At 74.0% G+C, this 16,805-nt stretch carries 15 protein-coding genes; 2 read left to right on the top strand and 13 right to left on the bottom strand.

Features of this window, described 5'->3' with window-relative positions; translation table 11 throughout:
• Window positions 1–4: 4 nt before the first annotated feature.
• From SM611_RS21860 to SM611_RS21920, 13 genes are all read right to left on the bottom strand, one after another.
• On the bottom strand, window positions 5–394 hold the full coding sequence (locus tag SM611_RS21860; RefSeq protein WP_371951729.1) for a cupin domain-containing protein: 390 nt from the start codon (window positions 392–394) through the stop codon (window positions 5–7).
• A complete protein-coding gene (locus SM611_RS21865) occupies window positions 394–1,176 on the bottom strand; it encodes an HpcH/HpaI aldolase family protein (RefSeq protein ID WP_371951730.1) in 783 nt (260 codons plus the stop codon). The genes SM611_RS21860 and SM611_RS21865 overlap by 1 nt, the downstream gene beginning before the upstream one ends.
• Window positions 1,173–2,327 (bottom strand): amidohydrolase family protein, encoded by a 1,155-nt coding sequence (locus SM611_RS21870; RefSeq protein ID WP_371951731.1) that lies wholly within the window; start codon window positions 2,325–2,327, stop codon window positions 1,173–1,175. Before SM611_RS21870 ends, SM611_RS21865 begins: the two co-directional genes overlap by 4 nt.
• A 58-nt stretch (window positions 2,328–2,385) precedes the next feature.
• On the bottom strand, window positions 2,386–3,207 hold the full coding sequence (locus SM611_RS21875; RefSeq protein ID WP_371951732.1) for a fumarylacetoacetate hydrolase family protein: 822 nt from the start codon (window positions 3,205–3,207) through the stop codon (window positions 2,386–2,388).
• Between the two features lie 134 nt (window positions 3,208–3,341).
• Window positions 3,342–3,812: a nuclear transport factor 2 family protein gene (locus SM611_RS21880; RefSeq protein WP_371951733.1), complete on the bottom strand. Its 471-nt coding sequence runs from the start codon at window positions 3,810–3,812 to the stop codon at window positions 3,342–3,344.
• Window positions 3,794–4,246, bottom strand: a complete 453-nt coding sequence (locus tag SM611_RS21885) for a VOC family protein (protein WP_371951734.1) — start codon at window positions 4,244–4,246, stop codon at window positions 3,794–3,796. The genes SM611_RS21880 and SM611_RS21885 overlap by 19 nt, the downstream gene beginning before the upstream one ends.
• A 58-nt stretch (window positions 4,247–4,304) precedes the next feature.
• Entirely contained in the window at window positions 4,305–5,219 is a 915-nt protein-coding gene (locus tag SM611_RS21890; protein ID WP_371951735.1) for an ABC transporter permease, read from the bottom strand.
• Window positions 5,216–6,379, bottom strand: coding sequence for an ABC transporter permease (locus SM611_RS21895; protein WP_371951736.1), 1,164 nt, complete (start codon window positions 6,377–6,379; stop codon window positions 5,216–5,218). Before SM611_RS21895 ends, SM611_RS21890 begins: the two co-directional genes overlap by 4 nt.
• A gap of 177 nt (window positions 6,380–6,556) precedes the next feature.
• On the bottom strand, window positions 6,557–8,131 hold the full coding sequence (locus tag SM611_RS21900) for an ABC transporter ATP-binding protein (protein ID WP_371951737.1): 1,575 nt from the start codon (window positions 8,129–8,131) through the stop codon (window positions 6,557–6,559).
• Window positions 8,128–9,210 carry a BMP family ABC transporter substrate-binding protein gene (locus SM611_RS21905; RefSeq protein ID WP_371951738.1) on the bottom strand — a complete coding sequence of 361 codons (1,083 nt, stop codon included), beginning with the start codon at window positions 9,208–9,210 and terminating at the stop codon, window positions 8,128–8,130. Before SM611_RS21905 ends, SM611_RS21900 begins: the two co-directional genes overlap by 4 nt.
• Window positions 9,197–10,669, bottom strand: coding sequence for an amidohydrolase family protein (locus SM611_RS21910; RefSeq protein WP_371951739.1), 1,473 nt, complete (start codon window positions 10,667–10,669; stop codon window positions 9,197–9,199). The genes SM611_RS21905 and SM611_RS21910 overlap by 14 nt, the downstream gene beginning before the upstream one ends.
• Window positions 10,666–11,694, bottom strand: a complete 1,029-nt coding sequence (locus SM611_RS21915) for a zinc-binding dehydrogenase (RefSeq protein ID WP_371951740.1) — start codon at window positions 11,692–11,694, stop codon at window positions 10,666–10,668. Before SM611_RS21915 ends, SM611_RS21910 begins: the two co-directional genes overlap by 4 nt.
• A gap of 153 nt (window positions 11,695–11,847) precedes the next feature.
• Complete coding sequence (locus SM611_RS21920; RefSeq protein WP_371951741.1) at window positions 11,848–13,305, bottom strand: aldehyde dehydrogenase family protein; 1,458 nt, start codon at window positions 13,303–13,305, stop codon at window positions 11,848–11,850.
• A 76-nt stretch (window positions 13,306–13,381) separates the two neighbouring features.
• Here SM611_RS21920 and SM611_RS21925 point away from each other — a divergent pair, with 76 nt between their 5' ends.
• Window positions 13,382–14,461: an NAD(P)-dependent alcohol dehydrogenase gene (locus SM611_RS21925; RefSeq protein WP_371951742.1), complete on the top strand. Its 1,080-nt coding sequence runs from the start codon at window positions 13,382–13,384 to the stop codon at window positions 14,459–14,461.
• Between the two features lie 67 nt (window positions 14,462–14,528).
• A complete protein-coding gene (locus SM611_RS21930) occupies window positions 14,529–16,724 on the top strand; it encodes a cytochrome P450/oxidoreductase (protein ID WP_371951743.1) in 2,196 nt (731 codons plus the stop codon).
• Window positions 16,725–16,805 lie beyond the last annotated feature (81 nt).

Here is a 16,805-nt window from a genome sequence, read left to right on the forward strand (position 1 = left end):
ACGCTCACGGCAGCTCGTCCAGGTACGCCAGGGACGCGGCGAAGTCGGCGCGCGGCGGGACGAAGATGTCGATGTTGACGCACGGCTCTTCCAGCGGCTCGATGTAGTGCTCGGCGCCCCTCGGAACCAGCAGGAACGTCCCGGCCGTCATCTCGTGCGGGACGCCCTCCACGTAGTAGTTGCAGCGCCCCGAGGCGATGTAGACGAGCTGGTCGAAGTCGTCGTGCTTGTGCGGGTTCAGGTCCATGCCCACGTCGAGGGTGTGGTGGGCCAGCATCACCTCGTCGGTCGAGTAGACGCGGCGCCGCACCCCCTTGCGCATCTCCGTCTCCGGCATGTCGGCCCAGCCGATCACCCGGTTGTAGAGCTTGGCGTTGCGCCCGTTCTCGGTCATCAATTGCCTCCCTCGCCGGCCGCCGCGTCCAGTCCGGCGGCCAGTATCTGCAGGTCAGAGCCAGTCACCAGGTAGCGCGCCGAGCCCAGCCCGGCCGCCTGCGCGGCGGCCTCGGACGGCGCCCAGCCGCCGAACGCGATCCCGTGCCGCCGGGCGGCGTCCTCGATCTCGGCGACGGCCGCGCGCAGCGCCTCGCCGCCGGGCTCCGCGCCCAGGCTCACCGCCAGGTCGGTGCCGCCGACGAAGACCACGTCGAGGTCGGCGATCACCTCGTCCCAGGACGTGCCGCCGTCCCGCCACCAGGGCGTCTCGATCTGCCCGACGAGCAGCGGCGGATCGGCCCGCTCGGCGGCCAGGAACGCCGTCAGCCCGCCGGACCCGGGCAGCCCGAACCCGGCGGCCCGGTTCGCCAGGCTGACCGACCGGTCGCCGTCCGGCGCGAACCGGGTGGCCTGGACGAGCGCCCACGCCTGCGCGGGGCCGCTCAGCATCGACAGCTGGAACCCGGCCGCGCCGTTCTCCAGCAGCCGGCAGACCAGCGGCCCGTCCACGACGGGGAGCCGCACGAGCGCCGGCAGCCCGCAGCGCTCCGCGTGCCGGACGAGCCCGATCGCGTCGGCCTCCGTCAGCACGGAATGCTCCAGGTCGACGACCACGAAGTCGAATCCGGCGAGCCCGCACAGCTCCACGACGTCCGGCGCGGGCAGCTTGACGAACGTCCCGTGCACCCGGTTCCCGGCCGCGAGCGCCGCCCGCAGCCGGGCCCTCAAGGCAGTGGTCACAGGCCGCGCCACGGGACGGTCTCCACGGGCTCGCCGCCGTGCAGGACGAGGACGGGCTCCAGGCGGGGCGCGGTCATCGTGTTGCCGGCCGCGTCCGGGAGGACGACCTCGGCGGTCTCCTCGACCACCGTGACGTGCGCCGGGCCGCCCGCCTCCAGGCGGCCGTAGCCCTCGGCGGCCAGGCCGAGCAGCTCGGCGGGACGCACGGTGGCGCGGGCGACGGCCTCGGTCACCGGGACGCCCAGCGCGATCAGCTTCGACATGCTGGTCAGCAGGTCGAACACCGGCCCCCGCCAGTTGCGGGCGCTGGTGTCGGAGCTGAGGACGTCCGGGTAGAAGCCCTTGGCGATCGCGCGGCGCGCCACCTCGAAGCTGAGGTTGCTCTTGCCGTGCGCCGAGTCGAACAGCACGCCGCGCTCCCGGGCCGCCGCCACCGCGGGCAGCACCTCGTCGCCGTCCAGGATGCCGTGCGGCTTGCCCGTGTAGCAGTGCGCGACGAGGTCGCCGGGGCGCAGGTGCTCCAGCACGATGGGCAGCGGCTCGGACGTCTCGCCGATGTGCACCATGAGCGGCAGACCGGCCTGCTCGGCGACGTCGAGCGACTTCTTCAGCAGCATCTGCCAGTTCTCGCCGACGACGTCCTCCGACAGCCGGATCTTGAAGCCGCGCACGACATCGGGGTTCTCGGCGGCGGTGGCGAGGGCGTCGTCCGGGACGAGCGTGTCCGGGTTCATCAGCTCGCCGAACCGGAAGTCGATGAGGCCGAGCACCGACACGTTCAGGAAGTTCACGACGCGCATCGGCGTCGCGTCGACGACGAGCTTGCGGAACGCGGCGAACGTGGACGCCCCGGCGGTGCCGGCGTCGGCGGCGGCGACGACGCCGCGGCGCAGGTGCGCCTCCTCCGCGGGCGCGCCGACCATGGAGACGTGCTGGAAGATGTGGGTGTGGCCCTCGACCAGGCCGGGCAGCACCCAGCGGCCGGTGCAGTCGGTGACCTCGGCCGCGTCGGCGGCCAGCCCGTCGCCGACGGCGGCGATGGCGCCGCCGTTGATCGCGACGTCGGTCCGCGCGTTCAGCCCGGAGGCGGGGTCGATGACCGTCCCGCCCGTGAGCACGCGTTCGTAGACGGGCTTGTTCTGTTCGGTCATCGAGGTACTCCCGATCGTGTGAGGTAGCGGGTGGAGGGGGTCACGGGGATCACCGGGATCACGCCTGGACCTGGACGGTCAGCGGCAGGACGCCGTCGACCTCGACCCGGACGTCGTCGCCGGGCCGCAGGAAGTCGCCGCGGTCCTGGCCCGTCCCGGCCGGGGTGCCGGTCAGCACGACGTCGCCGGGGCGCAGCACGGCGTACCGGGAGATCCGGGCCAGCAGCTCGGGGATAGCGAAGATCATGTCGGCGCTGGAGGAGTCCTGGCGCAGCTCGCCGCCGACCCGGCAGCGGACGCCGATCGCGCCCGGGTCGGCGATCGCGTCGCGGCCGAGCAGCGAGGCGCCGAGCGGGGTGAAGCCGGGGAAGCTCTTGGCCAGGACGGGCGCGCCGGTGCGCTTCATGACGTCGCGGGCGGTCATGTCGTTGGCCGCGGTGATGGCGGCGACCGCGGGCCACGCCTCGCGTTCGGCGGCCCGGTCGAGCGTCCGGCCGATGACGACGGCGATCTCGGCCTCGTAGTCCATCTGGGCGGTCTCCGCGGCCGGCAGCCGGACCGCCGAGCCGGGCGCGCACGCCGACGTCGACGCGGCGAGGTAGAGCACCGGTTCGTCCGGGACCGGGCGTCCGGTCAGCTCGGCCTTGGAGCGGTAGTTCAGGCCGACGCCCCACAGGGCGCGCGGGCGGGCCAGGGGCGCGAGGAGGCCGGGTCCGGCGTCGTCCAGCGGGACGCGCCGGACGACCTTCGCCCCGGCCAGCGCGTCCAGCGAGCCGGTCGCCTCGATCACGGCGGTCGGGTCGGGATACGGCGCGTCGAGGACGGCCACGCCGCCGTCCTCGATCCGGCCGATGCCCGCCGACGTCATCACAACATGCACGACGTCATCTTTCGATGTGAGATGGACTCCTGTCAAGCAATGAGAGATGGCATCTCACAATGCAACATGGTGGGATGCCGGGCAGGCTGGCCGGCCGCCCGTCCGATGGACGAGCGGCCCGGCGAAATCGCAGGTCAGACCTGTGAGGAAGCGGCGGCGGCCAGCTGGCGGGTCACCTCGGTGCCGTCCCAGTAGTCGATCCGGCGCGCCAGCAGGCCGTCCGCGTTCACCCACAGCCGGAACACGCCGCGCACCTTGACCGGCGCGTTCCCGGCCGAGACGAGCCGGAACGACATCTTGTAGGCCAGCACGGCCCGCACGTCCCGGACGACCAGGTCCTCCAGCTCGTACCGCAGCTCGGCGAAGTCGGCCAGGAAGCCGTCCAGCCGCGCCCGGTACGCGGCCCGCCCGGTCACGCCCCGCCCCAGCGCGGACGTGTGCTCGTTGACGAAGTCCTCGGCCACGCACCCGGCGACGGCGTCGGCGTCGTGCCGGTTGAGCGCGCCGAGGTAGCGCAGCGCCGCCGCGCGGGTCCGCTCCTCGACCCGCGCGACGGCCCCCGGCTCGGCCGGGTGTGGTGCGGTGGTCAGGACCCGCCTCCCCACTTCTCCCGGACCGTGTCGAACACCCGCTGGTCGTGCGAGATCTCGATCACGTTGCCGTCCGGGTCCTTCAACGCGCAGATGTAGCCGACCGGGTCCGGCATCTGACGCGGCTCCCAGTGCAGGCACCCCAGCTCGCGGGCACGGTCGGCGAGGGCGTCCACGTCGGAGCGCCGGGGCACCTCGATGCCGATGTGCGCGAACGGGTGCAGCAGCCCCAACTGCCCTCCCCTGTCCTTGTTGAAGGACACCAGCACGAGCACGAACGGCGTCTCCACCTGGCCGTCGTTGGACAGCCAGGCGCTCTCCCCGTCGGCGTCCTTGAACCGCTCCAGCACCACCAGCGGGGTGAGCGAGGTGTAGAAGTCGATCGCCTTGTCCAGGTCTCCGGTCGGCAGCGCCACATGCGTCCAGCGCGCCGCGGTCAGTCCGGTCACGTGCTCCTCCTCGAGTTCGTCCGGGTCCGGATCGCCCGTCCCCGGTTCCGGTCACAGGTCATGCGATGCCGCGCTGGAACGGCTTGCCCAGGGCCCGCGGCTCGCGGTCCTTGGCGGCGAACAGCAGCATCGCCACCAGCGCCAGCAGGTACGGCGCGACGATCAGCAGCTGCGAGTTCAGCGAGAAGCCCAGCGCGGGCAGCGCCAGCCGCATCGCGTCGGCGAGCCCGAACAGCGCGCAGCCGAGCAGCGTGCGGCCCAGCCGCCACGCCCCGAAGATCACCGCCGCGATCACGATGAACCCGCGGCCCGCGGTCATGTTCTGGCTGAACGAGCCCACCTCGCCCACCGCCAGGTAGGCGCCGCCGAGCCCGGCCAGCAGCCCGCACCACAGCAGCGCCTGCCGGCGCCGCGCGTTCACGTGGATGCCGGTCACGTCCGCGGCCTGCGGGTCCTCGCCGACCGCGCGGAGCTCCAGGCCCCACCGGCTGCGCTCGACCAGCCACCACGTCAGCGGGACCACCCCGATCAGCAGGTAGACCGGCCACCGCTCGACGAACAGCACCTGCCCGACGATCGGGATGTCGCGCAGCACCGGCACGCTCACCTGCCCCACCTGGTGCCCGGTGAACGTCCCGGTGACGATCAGGTAGCTGGTCAGCCCCAGCACCAGCGTGTTCAGGACGAGCCCGACCACGAACGTGTTGACCGCCGCCCGGTGCGACAGGTTGCCGTGCACGAACCCGACGAGCAGGCCGACCAGCATCCCGGCCACGAGCCCCGTCGTGGCGCTGCCGGTGACGGACGCTCCCGCGACCGCCCCGAACGCCCCGCCCAGCATCATCGCCTCGACCGAGATGTTCACCGTCCCGGCCCGTTCCGCGAGGTACTCCCCGCAGGCCGCGAACGCGAGCGGCACGGTCAGCCGGGCGCCGCTGGCGAGGATCGTGGAGATGTTGTCCGCGACGCTCATGATGCGACCGCCTCCTTCGCCTTGGGCGCCGCGACCTCGCCGGCGCCGCTCCCGCGGCCCTCGCGCCGGCGGCGCAGCGCCTCGGTCACGACCGGCGGGACGACGAACGCGAGCACGAGCAGCGACTTGACCACGTCCACCAGGAAGCTCGGTACCCCGGTCGACGCCAGGAACCCGCCCCCGGACCGCAGCACGCCGAACAGCAGCGCCACCGGGATCGCCACGAGCGGGCGGTTGCGGGCGACCAGCGCCACGAGCAGCCCGTCCCAGCCGATGTTGTTGGAGATGCCGCCCTGCAGCCGGTTGGTGCCGACCGGGCTGGCGAGCAGCACCGCCCCGGCGACGCCCGCGAACGCGCCGGACACCGCCAGCGCCGCCCCGCTCAGCGCCGCGACCCGCACCCCGGCGTGCCGGGCGGCCCGCGGGTTCAGGCCGAGCATCGTCAGCCGGAAGCCCCACCGGCTGCGCGCGATCAGCAGCGCGATCACCGCGGCCGCGACCAGCGCGATCAGCAGCCCGCCGTTGACCTGCAGCCCCGGGTACTCGCCGAACGAGCCGAGCAGCCCGTCCTCCGGCAGCCGGTTGGACTGCGGCGAGACCATCGCGTTCCCGCGACGCGTCTCCTGCAGCAGCCACGACGTGGTGACGGCGAACGACACGAGCTGCTGCGCCAGAAAGGTCATCAGCAGCGTGCTCACCACGATGTTGACGCCGCGGAACCGGTGCATCAGCGAGCTGATCCCGGCCCACGCCCCGCCCGCCAGCGCCGCCGCGACCAGCGCGACCGTCAGCAGCACCGGGCCCGGCAGGGCCAGCCGCAGCCCGACCCCGGCGCCGGCCAGCGCGCCGATGAGCACCTGTCCCTCCTGGCCGAGGTTGAACACCCCGGCCCGGACGCACACGCACGTCCCGACGGCCACCAGCAGCAGCGGCGCCGCGTACAGCAGCGTCGAGCTGATCGCCGCCGGGTTCGCCAGGCTCCCGTCGTACAGCGCCGTCACGGCCCCGGACGGGGACCCGCCGGTCGCCGCGACCAGCGCCGACGACACCGCCAGCGCCAGCACGACCGCGACCGCCGTCGTCACCGCCACCTGCGCCCCGCCGGGACCCGCGTTGAGCGCCGCCGCGAGCCGCCGCCCGGACCTGTCCGCCTCCGTCACGCTCCACCTCCCGGTCGCCCGCGGAACGCCGTCGGGCACCCCTCCGGCTCCCTCATGCGGTACCTCCCGGTCGCCTACAGGGCGCTTCTAGGCGGCGCCTTCCCTCGGCACTCCGGACGCTCGTGCCTCGCTCCCTGCGTGCCTCAGTCCAAGCACCGCCGCGCCCCTCCGGCTCCCTCATGCGGCCACACCTCCGAGGAGCATGCCGAGGCGCTCGGAACTGGCCTCGGACGTGGGCAGCACGCCGGCGACGCGGCCGCGGGAGATGACCGCGATCCGCGACGACAGCGCCATGACCTCCTCCAGCTCGGTGCTGATCAGCAGCACCGCCACCCCGCCGGACGCGGCCTTGCGCAGCCGCAGGTACATGTCCTCGATGGCGCCGACGTCCAGCCCGTGGGTGGGCTGCGCCGCGACCAGCACCGACGGGTCCGCCGACATCTCCCGGGCGAGCACCACCCGCTGCTGGTTGCCGCCCGACAGGCTGCGGACGGGCGCGTCCAGCGACGAGGTGATGATGTTGAACTCGGCCGCCAGCCGGCGCGCCAGCTCGTGCGTCCTGCGCCGGTCGATGAGGAACCGGCCGCTGACGCCGCCCAGCGACTTCATCACCAGGTTGTCGGCGACGCTCATGTCGAGGACGACGCCGGACGCGTGCCGGTCCTCCGGGACGATGCCGAGGCCCGCCGCGTGCAGCGCGCCCGGCTTGGCCGGGTCGACCCGCGCGCCGCCGATCTCGACCGTCCCGGCGGACGGCTCGACCAGCCCGGACAGCACGTCGCCCAGCGTCGCCTGCCCGTTGCCCTCCACCCCGTACAGGCCGAGGATCTCGCCCGGCGCGACCTCCAGGCCGAAGTCGTCGAGCAGCGCGACGCCCTCGGACCGGACGGTGACGCCCGACAGCCGCAGCGCGGGCTCGGCGTCCGGCTCCGGCCGCGTCTCCTCCGGCTTGTTGCGGCGCTCGACCGGGAGCATGCCGAGCGCGGCGGCCTCGGCGCGCAGCGACACGTCCCGGCCGACCATTTGCCGGGCCAGCTCCTGCGCGCTCGTGTCCGCGGTCGCGCTGTGGAACGCGACCCGGCCCCTGCGCAGCACGGTCACCCGGTCGGTGGCCGTGGTGATCTCCGCCAGCTTGTGGCTGATCAGGACCACCGCGCGGTCCTCCCCGGCGACGACCTCGCGCAGCACGCCGAACAGCTCCGCCGACTCGGCCTGGGTGAGCACCGAGGTGGGCTCGTCCAGGACGAGGACGGACGGGTCGCGCCGCAGGCATTTGATCAGCTCGACCCGCTGCCGCTCGCCGGCCGACAGCCGCGACACCGGGGCGAGCGGGTCGATCGGCAGCCCGTACCGGGCGCCGACCTCCTCGACCTGCGCGCACGCCCGCGCGCGGTCGACCCTGCCGGTGTCGCCGAGGGTGATGTTCTCCCACACGGTCAGCGGCTCGACCAGGCTGAAGTGCTGGTGCACCATGCCGACGCCGAGCCCGATCGCCTCCTGCGGCCCGGCGACGTCCACCGGGCGGCCGTCGTGGTGGATCGTCCCCGCGTCCCGCCGGACGAGCCCGAGCAGGATCTTCATCAGGGTCGACTTGCCCGCGCCGTTCTCCCCGAGCAGGCCGTGGATCTCGCCGCGGTGGACGGTCAGGTCCACCGCGTCACAGGCCACGACCCGCCCGTAGGCCTTCCCGATCCCGCGCAGCTCCAGCGCGGGCGCCCTGGCCCCGCCGGGGCCGTCGTGATCGTTCGTCATTTACCGAGCCTCTCCACTTCCGCGGCGGCGTCGATCTTTCCGCTCGCGACGTCCTTCATGAACGTCTCGATCTTCTGCTTGGCCTCGGCGTTGTCGCCGCACAGCTTCACGGTGGGGTACGGGTCCTTGCCGATCGTCCACACCTTCTGGACGCCCATCTCCAGCTTCCCGTCGGCGAACAGCTTGAGCGCCTCGGTGAAGTAGTCGCCGGGGCTGAACAGCACCGACAGGTCGAACTTCGGGTCGGTGGAGGCGCACCGGTCGGTGCCCGGGGTCAGCGTGATGAGCTTCTTGGTGTTGGCGAGCCGCGTGGCGGCGTCGGTGGAGCCGCCGAGGTAGGGGTAGACGGCCCCGACGCCCTGGTCGATCTGGGCCTGCACGGCCTCCTTGGCCTTGGCGGCGTCGTCCTGGTCCCCGGCGTAGGTCGTGGTGACGTTCGCGTCCGGGATGACCGAGCGGATGCCCGCCTTGAACGCCTTGGAGGCGTTGATGTTGAAGTCGAGCTCCATGCCGGCGACGAACGCCGCCTTCTTGGTGCCGCGCTGCTGCATCAGGACGCCGGTCGCGTACCCGGCCGACAGGATGCTCTGCGCCGGGTCGTCGGTCGACAGCATGATCTTGGGGGTCTGCTCGACGTTGCCGGAGCTCGGCACGTACCAGGCGGTCTTCTGGCAGACGGCCTCCTCCGAGGCCGGGATCGCGTCCTTGAGCTCGGACGCGGCGAGCGCCACCATGTCGACCTTCTGCTGGCACAGCGCGCGCGCCGCGCTCAGGGCCTCGGTCTCGGGGACGCTGCCGCGCTTGATGACCGTCCAGCCCTTGGCCTTGGCGAACGCGTCGGCGCTGGTCACGAAGCTCTCGTAGTAGCCGTTGTCGTTGATGTCGCCGGGGCTGAGCACGCCGATGACGACCTTGCCGTCGCCGTTGACGTCGGGCTCGCCGGGCAGCACGCCGCCCGTCCCGCCCCCGCCGGTGCTCTTGTTAGCGGTGGCGTCGGAATCGGCGCAGCCGGCCAGCGCGAACAGGGTGGCGCACGCGAATGCGGCGCCCGCGATCCGTACCGATTTACGGTTCTTCACCACAGGGTCCTTTCGATCGGACGGTCGAACGTGCGAGTGGGCGGGAGCCGTGGTCGCCAGTGGCCCGCGGAGCGTCCGCGGGGAGCACCGGCCAGCGGCGGGGCACGTCCAGGCCGGCCGCGCGCAGCAGCGCGGCCGAACGGGCCTCCGCCTCCCGGCGCAGGGCGCCGGCGTCGAGGGTGGTGAGGCGGCGGTCCCGGACCACGACCCGCCCGGCGACGACCACGTCGCGGACGGTGTGGCTCGGGGCGCCCCACACCAGGTGGGTCGCGAGGTCGCCGGGCGGCGCCCAGGCGAGGTCGCGGGCGTCCAGGACGACCAGGTCGGCGGCCTTGCCGGCCTCGATCGACCCGGTCAGGGCACCGAGGCCGGCGGCCTCGGCGCCCGCGGACGTGGCCAGCGCGAACGCCTCGTCGGCGCGCAGCGGCCAGTCGCCGCGGTCGTTCTCCAGGCCGGCCAGCAGCCCGGCGGCGCGCAGGACGTCGGGCGCGTCGCCGGCGTTGTGGGCGTCGCAGCCGAGCGCGACGCGGCCGCCGCGCGCGACCAGTTCGCCGTGCCGTCCGGCCTTCGTGTAGCCCTGGCCGAGCCGCAGGTAGGCGCCGGGGCAGGACGCCACCGCCGTGCCCGTCTCCAGGACGGCGCCGACCTCGTCGTCGTCGAGCCAGACGGCGTGGCCGAGCAGCAGCCGCGGCCCGAGCACGCCGAGGCGGCGCAGGTGGACGAGCGGGCGGGCGCCGGTGCGGCGCAGGTAGGACTCGGCGTCGCCGGGGCCGGGCGACATGTGCCAGGTCATCGTCGCGTCGAGGCGTTCGGCGAGTTCCGCGGCGCCGGTGAACAGCTCGTCGCTGACCAGGTCGTGGCCGACCAGGGTGATCCAGCCGGTGACGAGGCCGGCGGCGGGCAGGCTCCGGACGATCTCCTCCTGCCGGGCCACGGCCTCGGCGGCGGGCAGGGAGTGGGGGACGTCCGGGGCGTCCCAGCCCCAGCCGCCGACGCGTCCGCGGATCCCGGCGGCGGCGAGCCCGGCGGCGACCCGTCCCGGGTGGGCGACGGTGCCCGGCTCCAGGACGGTCGTGACCCCGCGCAGCAGCGACTCGGCGGCGGTGAGGGACGCCGACAGCTCGTCGTCGTCGCCGGTCACGAGGCCGTGCAGCGGCACCGCCCAGCCGAAGATCGCCTCCTGGGCGTCGATGTCGTCGGGGATGACGCTGCGGATCAGCGGGTCGACGGTGCAGTGCTGGTGCGCGTTGACCATGCCGGGGACGACCACGCAGCCGGACGCGTCCAGCTCGTCGGCTTCGGGGTGGTCCGCGCGGACGGTCGCGTACGGGCCGATCGCAGTGATCCGGCCGCCTTCGACCGCGATGGTGGCGTCGGTGACGACCGCGCGATCGGGGGCCATCGTGACGACCGTGCCGCCGGTGACCAGCAGAGGGGCCGGCAGAGGGGATGGGGTCATGGGCGGACCAGGACCTTGCCGATGGCCGCGCGCGACTCGGCGGCGGCGAACGCGGCGGGCAGCTCGTCCAGCCCGTACTCGGCCATCCGGACGACCCGCAGGCCGCCGCCGTAGTAGGCGGCGAGCATGTCGGCGAACTCGGCCGCGGTGTAGGCGCCGGATCCGAGCAGGCGGAGCCCGCGGTGGTAGACGCCGGCGAGGGAGATCGTGACCTCGTCCCCCGTGGTGTTGCCGAACGTCACCAGCCGGCCGCCGGCGCGCAGGGCGTCCATGGACGCCTTCCAGGTCGCGGCGCCAACGTGGTCGAGTGCGACGTCGGCGCCTTCGCCGCCGGTGAAGCGGCGGACGGCCGTCGGGACGTCGGCCTCGTTGCGCAGCAGGAGGTCGGCGCCGAGGTCCCCGGCGAGCGCGAGCTTGGCGTCGCTGCCCGCGACGGCGACCACCCGGGCCCCGGCGCGCTTGGCGAGCTGGACGGCGGCGATGCTGACCGCGCTCGCGGCGGCCTGCACCAGCACGGTCTCCCCGGCGGCCACCTCGCCGACGGTCAGCGCGGCGTGCCAGGCGGTGCTCCAGGCGGACGGCAGCGCGGCGGCCTCGGCCAGCCCGACGTGCTCGGGGACGCGGTGCGCGAGCCGCGCCGGGACGGCGACGTACTCGGCGAACCCGCCGGGGACGTTGCCGCCGACGACGCGGACCGAGGCGCAGTGGCCGGGCTCCCCGGCGCCGCACCGCGGGCACGTCCCGCAGCCGAGCGTCGGGTCGATGACCACCCGGTCGCCGGCGGCCAGGCCGCGCACCTCGTCGCCCGCCGCCTCGACGTGCCCGGCGACGTCCATCCCGGCGATGTGCGGGAGGCGGAAGCCGGGCAGCACGGCGGGGCCGCGCCGCTGCAGGACGTCGAGCCGGTTGAGCGCGCAGGCGCGCACCCGGACGAGCACGTCCGAAGGCCCGGGGACCGGGTCGGGGACGCTTCGCAGCGACACCACCTCCGGGCCACCGAACGCAGTCTGGACCAGTGCTCTCACCAGGACCTCCGGCCGATCATGCCGTCGAACTCATCTCGCATTGCGAACCAGCGCCTCACAATGTGAGGCAACTCTGAACCTCGCCCACTGGGCGTGTCAACACTTCTGTGCAAACTCCCGGTTACGTCGCCCGCACCTCGGGCGCCGTCCCGCTCACCGGTCCAGCAGCCGGACCGCCACCGCCTTCTCCTGCGTGTACTCGCGCAGCGCCGCGTAGCCGCCGCCCGCGCTGAACCCGCTGTCCTTCTGCATGTTGAACGGGAACCCGATCACGCCCGCGTCGTGGAACTGGTTCACCGCGACCTGCCCGGACCGCACGTCCTTGGCCACGCGCAGCGCCCGCGACACGTCGTCGGTCCACACGCACGCCAGCAGGCCGAAGTCGGTGCCGTTCATCAGCTCGACCGCCTGGTCCGTGCCCGTGAAGCCCTGGATCGTCAGGACGGGACCGAAGACCTCTTCCCGGACGACGCGCATACCGGGCTCCACGCCGTCCAGGACGGTCGGCGCGACGAACCACCCGCCGTCCGGGACCTCGCCCTTCACGCCGCCGGTCAGCACGCGCGCACCGTCGCGGGGCGCCTCCTCCAGGAAGCCGCGCACCCGCTCGTACTGGATCTGGCTGACCAGCGGGCCCATGTCGAGGTCCTGCTCCCAGGTGCCGGGCCGCACGGAGCGCATGCCCGCCACCACCCGCTCGGTCACCTCGGCGCGGACCGACTCCTCGACCAGCAGCCGCGAGCCCGCGTAGCAGTTCTGCCCGGCGTTCTCGGTGATGGAGCCGACGATCGCCGGGATCGCCACGTCGAGGTCGGCGTCCGCGAACACCACGTTCGGCGACTTGCCGCCCAATTCCAGCTTGACCGGCACCAGGTTGGCCGCCGCCGCGCGCATCACGGCGCGGCCGGTGGCGGTGGAGCCGACGAAGCTGATGTGGTCGACGCCCGGATGCGCGGTGAGCGCGACGCCCGCCTCCGTGCCGAGGCCCGTGACCACGTTGAGGACGCCCGGCGGGAACCCGGCCTCGCGCGCCAGCTCGGCCAGCGCCATCGGCCCGAGCGGGGCGATCTCGGACGGCTTGAGCACGACGGTGTTGCCGGCCGCGAGGGCGGGCGCGACGTTCGCGGCGGTCAGCACCATCGGCACGTTCCACGGGATCGCGACGGCGCACACCCCGTACGGCTCGGGGATCGTGAAGCCCAGGTAGTCCGGGCCGCGGGTGGGCAGCGTGACGCCGGTGAGCTTGTCGGCGGCGCCGGCGAAGTACGCGACGATGCCGTGCGCGATGAACGTGTTCAGCCGGCCGCCGGACAGCGGCTTGCCCACGTCCCGCGCCTCGATCGCGGCCAGCTCCTCGACCCGTTCCATGATCAGCGCCGCCCAGCGGCCCAGCAGCGCGCCGCGCTCGGACGCCGAGGTCGCGGCCCAGGCCGGGAACGCGCGGCGGGCCGCCGCGACCGCCGCGTCGACGTCCGCCTCGCCCCCGCGCGCGATCTCCTGGAGGGGACGACCGTTCGCGGGATCGAGGACGGGGAGGCTCTCGCCGCTGCCCGCGGGGATCCACGCACCGTCGATGAGCTGCCGGGAAGCCGGTGTTTCAAGTGGGGACATGCCGGAATCCTTGACCGCACTCATCCCGCATGTCAAGATGCCATATCTTTCTGTGAAATGTGGTGGGGGATTTCTCATGCGCGTCACCGCAGCCGTCCTGGACCGTCCCGGAGAGCCCTTCGTCCTGCGGGACGTCGAGCTCGGCCCGCCCCGCCCGGACGAGGTCCTCGTCCGGCCGACCGCGGTCGGCATCTGCGCCACCGATCTGGAGTTCGCGACGTTCTTCGAGGCCCCGGCCGTGTTCGGGCACGAGGGCGCCGGGATCGTCGAGCGGGTCGGCGACCAGGTCACCGGGATCGCGCCCGGCGACCACGTGGCGCTCTCGTTCACCTCGTGCGGGCACTGCCGGCCGTGCCTGACCGGCTCCCCCGGCTACTGCACGCGGTTCGACGCGCTCAACTTCAGCGGACGGAGACCTGACGGTACCTCGGCCGTCTCGATGGCCGGTACGGAGATCAACGCCCACTTCCTCGGCCAGTCGTCGTTCGCCGACCACGTGATCGCCCCCGCGCGGGCCGTCGTGCCGATCCCCAAGGACGCCGACCTCACGCTGGCCGGCCCGTTCGGCTGCGGCTTCCAGACCGGGGCGGGCGGCGTGCTGAACGTGCTGCGCCCCTCACCCGGCTCGTCCATCGCCGTCTTCGGCGCCGGCGCCGTCGGCGTCGCCGCGACCCTCGGCGCCGTCCTCAGCGGCTGCACGACCATCGCGGTCGTCGACCTGAACGCCGAGCGGCTCGCCACCGCGCGGTCCCTCGGCGCCACCCACGGCGTGCCCGGCGGCGACGGCGCGGCCGGGGACCTGCGCTCCATCGCGCCGGACGGCTTCGACTTCGCCGTCGACACCACCGGCCACGCCGCCGTCCTGCGCACCGCCGTCGAGGTGCTCGGCCCGCTCGGCACCTGCGGCGTCATCGGCGTCGGCCCCAGCGAGGAGATGACCTTCGACTGGCGCAGCGTGCTGAACGGCCGCACGATCACCGGCATCATCGGCGGCGGCGCCGTCCCGCAGGTGTTCGTGCCCGAGCTGCTGGCGCTGCACGCGGCGGGCCGGTTCCCTGTGCAGGAGATCGTCACGCACTTCCCGTTCGAGCGGATCGGCGAGGCCGTCGACGCCGCCCGGAACGGCACCGCGGGCAAGGCCGTCCTGACCTTCTGACCCCGGATCACCCAGTGGCGCGGCTGGGCAACACCGCGCGAAACCCCGCGCCTCAGGAGTCGCGCACATGACACCCTTCGACCACCACTCGGCCGAATGCACCGCCGACCCGGTCGGCTACTACGCCGCGTACCGGGAGCACTGTCCGGTGGGCCGCACCGACGCGCACGGCGGGTTCGTCTACACGACGCGGTACGCCGACGTGTCGCGGATCGCCCGCGACGACGACACGTTCTCCTCCTCGCGCGAGGCGACCGGCGTGGACGGGGTCGCCATCGTCATCCCGAGCGGGCCGGGCCTGGAGCAGTACCCGATCGAGCTGGACCCGCCCCGCGCCACCGGCTACCGCGACCTGATCAACCCGCTGCTCACCCCGGCGGCGGTCGACCGGCTGCGGCCGATGATCGCCCGGCACGCCGCCCGCGCCGTGGACGCGTTCATCGAGCACGGCTCCGCCGACTTCGTCCGCGACCTGACCAACCCGGTGCCCGCCGCCGTCACCCTCGACTGGCTCGGCTTCCCCGAGGAGGACTGGGCGAAGCTCGCCGGGCCGATCCACGACATCTTCGCCGCCCCGGCGGGCAGCGAGCGCGCCATGCGCGGCGCCCAGGGCCTCGCCTACATGGAGCGGCGCATCCGCGAGCTGATCCGCGACCGCCGCGCCGAGCCCGCGCAGGACGCGGTGAGCGCGCTCGCCACCGCGCGCGACGCCGGCGGCGAGCCGTTCGCCGAGGACGGCCTCGTCTCCGTCATCGGGCTGCTCATCGCGGGCGGGGTCGACACCACGACCTCGCTGACCGGGTCGGTGCTGGTCCACCTGAGCCGCAACCCCGAGCAGCGGCGGCGGCTCATCGAGTCGCCCGACCTGCTGGAGCGCGCCACCGAGGAGTTCCTGCGCGCGTTCGCGCCGTCCCAGTCGATGGCCCGGACGGCGGTCGCCGACACCGAGGTCGGCGGCTGCCCCGTCGCGGCGGGTGAGCGCGTCCTCATCCCCTGGGTCGCGGCCAACCACGACCCGGCCGTGTTCCCCGAGCCCGGGGAGGTGCGGCTGGACCGCGACGCGTCCCGGCACCTCAGCTTCGGCATCGGCTCGCACCGCTGCGCGGGCGCGCACCTCGCCCGCGCCATGTTCCGCGAGATGATCACGCAGGTGCTGACCCGGCTGCCGGACTTCCAGGTGCTGGAGGACGGCCTCGTCGGCTACCCGACCAGCGGCAACCAGAAGGGCTGGGACGCGATCCCGGCCGTCTTCACCCCCGGCCCGCGCGGGGCCGGCGCCCCGGTCACGGCCGTCGCGCCCGGCGCCCCGTACGAGCTGACCGTGACCCGCGCGGAGGCCGTCACCGAGGACGTGCTCGCCCTCACGCTGGCGCCCGCCGGCGGCGGCGAGACGCCCGCGTGGGAGCCCGGAGCGCACCTTGAGCTGCGGCTTCCGTCCGGGCGCGTCCGCCAGTACTCGCTGTGCGGCGACCCCGCGGACGCGTCGCGCCTCCGGGTGGCCGTCCTGCGCGAACGGGAGGGCCGGGGCGGATCGGCGGAGGTCCACGCGCTCGCCCGGGAGGGCGTCACGTTCGGCGTCCGCGGCCCGCGCAACCACTTCCCGCTGGTGGACGCCGACTCCTACCTGTTCCTGGCGGGCGGGATCGGCGTCACCCCCATCCTCGCCATGGTGCGCGAGGTCGCCCGGCGGGGCGCCGACTTCCAGGTCGTCTACGGCGGCCGGACCCGCGCCTCGATGGCCTTCCGGGACGAGCTGGCCGAACTGGCCGGCGACCGGCTGCGGCTGCTGCCCCAGGACGAGACCGGCGTCCCGGACCTGAAAGCCGTCCTCGCGGCGCAGGCCGATCCGGACGCCGCGGTCTACTGCTGCGGGCCCACCGCGATGATCGCCGCCGCCGAGGCCGCCTGCGACGAGCTGGGCATCCGGTCCCGGCTGCACGTCGAGCGGTTCACCGGCGACGACTCGCTGGAGGTGGCGTTCGACCCGGCGGGCAACACCGAGTTCGACGTCCACCTCGCCCGGACGGGCCGGACGCTGCGGGTCCCCGCCGACCGCCGGCTCATCGAGGTGGTCCAGGAGGCGGTGCCGGGGCTGGCCTACGACTGCGAGAAGGGCTACTGCGGGGCGTGCGAGACCCGCGTGCTCGGCGGCGAGCCCGAGCACCGCGACTCGGTGCTCACCGACGAGGAGCGGGCCGCCGGCCGCACCATGATGATCTGCGTCGGGCGCTGCTCCTCGTCCCGCCTGGCGCTCGATCTGTAACGCCTATACGAGACGCCATCTCGGATGGTGCATCTGTTACGTGGGCTTAACGGTCCCGGAACGGCGGCGCACCACCGGGTG

Origin of the sequence: Actinomadura monticuli (assembly GCF_041463655.1) — a bacterium.
Classification (GTDB): Bacteria; Actinomycetota; Actinomycetes; order Streptosporangiales; family Streptosporangiaceae; genus Spirillospora; species Spirillospora monticuli.